We start from the raw sequence: 4,297 nt of genomic DNA on the forward strand, positions 1-4,297 counted from the left end.
GAAAAAAGGCTTGAAAGCCTTGTCGGGTATGCCTTCTGCCTTCATGCAGCCAGCCCTATTTATTTCCTATTCATAATTCCTAAAATTTGTCAAGTTTTTTGTAAAGAAATATGTTTATAAAGCATAGGTCTTTAGACGCGGGGATTCTTAGTTCAACGAGCTGCCTTAAACCGCTATATCTTAATCATTGACGCCGCCAAAAATTAAGCAGTACCTGAACCAAAAACCCGTCAAGACTAAGAGTTCAGTTCAGTTTATAGCAGACCCAGCGGGCAATTCTCCCTAAGCGCTTGGCTACTTATTAGGAGTGCCTTAAGAAGTCCGTTTCCTCCCTTTTCGCCTGGTTTCGGTGTGCCGGAGACCAAACCTGATCAGAGGGTCGCCTTAATAAAAAAGTTTTAACCCTTTTATGCATAGCCTGTAACCCTTAAAGGCGACCCTCTGATTACGGTAACTTCTAACCCCACCGTACCGTGTTTTTTATCAAAATGTGCAATGCTCGGGTTCACACACCAACGGTTAATTGATGATTGGGTTTTTAAAGAGGACTTTCCCAGAGACGAAACCTTAGTAGAGGGTCGCCTTACTACAAAACCTTTTCCCTATGCTGCATAACCTGCCGACTATAAAGGCGACCCTCTACTTACGGTAACTTCAAGCCCTCCGGGCATTACTACTTTTAGGTCATGCAGTGACGGGTCTGGGACCCGGTTGCGTCAAGGCCAAAGGCCACGCGGGGCGCGTTCGGTTTTTCAGCCTGTACCCTATACTTTAATGGTACTATAGCGCTATACAACTGTCAACACTTTTAGGTTCGAGATTCTTTACGGGCGGCTTTAGCCGCTATTCGCTTTCATCCCGGAGACGAAACCTGATCAGAGGGTCGCCTTACTACAAAGTTTTAAACCTTTTATGCATAGCCCACTCACCCATAAAGGCGACCCTCTGATTGGGGTAACTTCTGACCCGCTCGCTTTGTGACGGGGTTTTCAGCGTTTAGATGCTGATAAAATTTGTGGACTTGGTTTGTGTAGCCCAAGACTAAATGCCCCCTTAGGCCATTAGCCAAAAGGGGGAAAGCCTGACTTGACCTTTTTGGCAACGTCAGTCCTGATGACGGCAACCTTGTATATTGGAGTATCGCTAAGATATACTTAGATCTACTTGATCATTAGCCCGTAGACCATGACCTGTCAAAATCTCATAGCCAAACAGATAAACACAGACAGTGGTCAGAACTATTTGCGTCTATCTGTTTTTGGGACAACTCAAAATCTATTTAGACAATCTGGTACTCATTGCGCCAGGTTTCAAGACTCTTCCTACCCAAGCAGATGAATAGGCCATGGGTTATGCTCGAGGAGATTCACTTTGAGACCTTTGAGACCATCCCTTAACCTGGTTGACCTCGGATGCCGACTCAGTTGGCACACGAGTAGCCAAGGCATTTTTAATGGGATTAGCAAAGTACCTTGGAGAACTTTGAACACGCTGGGCTAGTGTTAACAGCACATAGATGGTGATTAAGTAGCCAGTAGCTAGCAGGGGGATCATTAACGACATATCAATGTATAACATAAGAGTGAACAAGAGACAGATAGATGCAACGTTCTATAGAAATCTGCTGCAAAGCCATCCTAAAACCCTATAGTTCTAGGATATGGTTGCGGATAAAAGGTATGGGATACAGGTGTTTAATTCAGTTGACCGTAACCACCCTCGCCTAGCTAACTCCTGATCTTAAGGTGAGAATCATCTCAACTCAGGCTCCCGATTAGGCAACTTTTGGTGGTTATGTCCGGTTGACAAGTTTACTCAGTATCTATACTGAGATATAGACGGGATAGAAAGGCTTGTCTTGCCTAAGCCAACTTCTGTGCTATGGTGGGATCACCGAATTTAACTCTCCCCTTACCACATTTGGAATTCAGTATGTTAAATCTTTCAAACCCTCAATTATCAGGATAGCACAAAAATCCTGGGTAGCCATGCCGAGATCGCTACAGACTTAACAAGTCTATACAATTCCTCAGATTTCCTTCCAGTTCTGCCATAAACTCAACAAAATTTTCCTATCGGGTACGGTTAGCTTAGAATTAAGAAAGAAATATGTAAACTTTCGTAACTAACTTCTGAGTCGGCTGATCCATGACCTCAGTGACCTCCCTTTTTGCTTCCGTAGAAGCAGATCTGTATCTATTGAGTGAAAACTTAAAAAACCTGATTGGTGCCAGTCACCCAATCTTATACGCTGCAGCTGAACACTTATTCGGAGCTGGGGGAAAGCGGTTACGACCAGCCATTGTATTGTTGGTCTCACGGGCAACGATAACCAACTGCAAGATTACCCCACGTCATCGACGTCTAGCAGAAATTACTGAGATGATTCACACCGCTTCTCTGGTCCATGATGACGTGATAGATGAGTCAGAGGTACGCCGCACCGTACCCACTGTTAATAGCTTGTTCAATAACCGAATCGCTGTGCTAGCTGGTGACTTTCTGTTTGGTCAATCGGCTTGGTATCTGGCTAATCTCGATAACTTAGAGGTAGTTAAGCTGCTCTCTGAAGTGATTAAAGATATGGCAGAGGGAGAAATCCAACAAGGACTGAGTCGATTTGACACCACGACAACTATAGAAGGCTACTTGGCAAAGACTTATAACAAAACAGCTTCACTGATGGCTAATAGTGCTAAAGCAGCAGGATGCCTAAGTGGTGTTTCAGATCAGGTAGCCGACAATTTATATCACTATGGACGTAATTTGGGGTTGGCGTTTCAGATTGTAGATGATATTCTAGACTTTACAGCTTCCACAGATGTGTTAGGTAAGCCCGCAGGGTCAGATTTAGTTAGTGGAAACCTCACAGCACCAGTTTTATTTGCCCTCGAAGAAAAACCCTACCTAGAGGTGCTCATAGAGCGAGAGTTTGCCCAGCCGGAGGATAAAGAACAAGCCTTGGCACTGGTCAGGGATAGTAAAGGAATTAAGCGATCGCGGGAAATGGCTGCCAAATATGCTAAGGCAGCAGTTAAGAATATATCAGTGTTGAAACCCTCAGAATCGAAGCAAGCTCTGATTGATCTGAGCGACTATGTCTTGAGTCGCTTATACTAGAACCTTGGGTATACTAGAACCTTGGGGATTGTACTCTAAGCATGGCTTGGCATAGGTAATCGGTAATGGATAATCGGTAATGGCTCAGGAGTAATGACAATTACCAATTATCTTTTTCCTGAATACTAATGCTGAAAATACTGATGCTGTGTAGGTACGCACTTTTAGTGCTGAAGTCCAGATAAACCTGATTTATGCAATCAGTAACAATCACTAAGATAGCGCACGATCGCACTGGTGTTCCCCCGATTACACTACCACTGGCTCCACCTTATAGGCAATACCGTCCCCCTGTGTAGCTTTTGCGAACGCGCCCCGCGTGGCCATTCGCGCAGCGTGGCCCAAAGGCCAAGGCCAATCCCATGGCATTACAGTTGCGAACGCGCCCCGCGTGGCCATTCGCGCAGCGTGGCCCAAAGGCCAAGGCCAATCCCATGATGGTTGATTGATAGTCAACTTAACCTTGACTTGATAACTCGGCACCATTACTGGATGCAAGATTGGCTTGTTTCACCTCATCTATCGCTTTTCGTCGTGCTTCGATAATTTGACCGATTTCACGGGCGAGACTTGGTGTGCTTTCTATCATCTGATTAACCAGATCTGAATAAAGCGCAATAGTTTGTAAATCTTCCACAACGGTAACGGATACGGAGCTTGGTTTGCCGCTAAACAGTGCCATTTCCCCAAAAAACTCACCACTTGACAGAGTCATCATCTCCTGTTGTTCACCATAACTATCTTTGACGGTGATTACAGCTTTCCCAGCAATAATAATGTACAAAGCATGACCAGGATCCCCTTGACGAATCACTGTTTCTCCCACACCGAAATGTTGTAGGACTGCTCCTTTCGAGAAATTCTCCAAGTTCTTTTGCTGTTTAGCTACAGGAACAAAGACAGGTATTGACTTCAGGCTCTCGGTAAACTTCGTCAAAGTGCTATCTGCCTGATTAGGTTCACTATCGAGTTTACGGAGTCTATAGATCGGAATGGTAGGTCCAAGATTGTTGCGTTGGGCTGCATACCAGATACGGGTCATCAACTGTTCACGGATTTTGGGGGCATCCTGATAGTCTTCGATACAAAACCTAACCTCATAGTTACCGCGATAGTCGTTATATTCCATGGTGCGGATCTCTGGGGAAGGATCACTCAATATCCCTTCTGTGGCCAG

General features: G+C 45.0%; 4 protein-coding genes. 1 reads left to right on the forward strand and 3 read right to left on the reverse strand.

Translation table 11 applies throughout. The features are described from left to right. Nucleotides 1–1,350 precede the first annotated feature (1,350 nt). Nucleotides 1,351–1,578 carry a hypothetical protein gene (locus tag F6K49_RS36140; RefSeq protein WP_293017258.1) on the reverse strand — a complete coding sequence of 76 codons (228 nt, stop codon included), beginning with the start codon at nt 1,576–1,578 and terminating at the stop codon, nt 1,351–1,353. A 570-nt stretch (nt 1,579–2,148) separates the two neighbouring features. On the opposite strand from F6K49_RS36140, the gene sds reads away from it, so the two are divergent. Further along, nucleotides 2,149–3,120: a solanesyl diphosphate synthase gene (sds, locus tag F6K49_RS36145; protein WP_293017256.1), complete on the forward strand. Its 972-nt coding sequence runs from the start codon at nt 2,149–2,151 to the stop codon at nt 3,118–3,120. Nucleotides 3,121–3,391: 271 nt separating this feature from the next. Here the strand turns inward: sds and F6K49_RS36150 are convergent, their stop codons facing one another. Then, a complete protein-coding gene (locus tag F6K49_RS36150; protein ID WP_293017255.1) occupies nt 3,392–3,556 on the reverse strand; it encodes a hypothetical protein in 165 nt (54 codons plus the stop codon). 21 nt (nt 3,557–3,577) lie between these two features. Beyond that, nucleotides 3,578–4,297 (reverse strand): cyclic nucleotide-binding domain-containing protein (locus F6K49_RS36155; RefSeq protein WP_293104571.1); only part of this gene is annotated, 720 nt, incomplete at its 5' end.

This window comes from Moorena sp. SIO3I6 (assembly GCF_010672095.1).

Bases quoted from the DNA above. Each gene is read 5' to 3' on its own strand.
- sds (WP_293017256.1), top strand. From the start codon at position 2,149: ATGACCTCAGTGACCTCCCTTTTTGCTTCCGTAGAAGCAGATCTGTAT.
- F6K49_RS36140 (WP_293017258.1), bottom strand. From the start codon at position 1,578: ATGTTATACATTGATATGTCGTTAATGATCCCCCTGCTAGCTACTGGC.
- F6K49_RS36150 (WP_293017255.1), bottom strand. From the start codon at position 3,556: ATGGGATTGGCCTTGGCCTTTGGGCCACGCTGCGCGAATGGCCACGCG.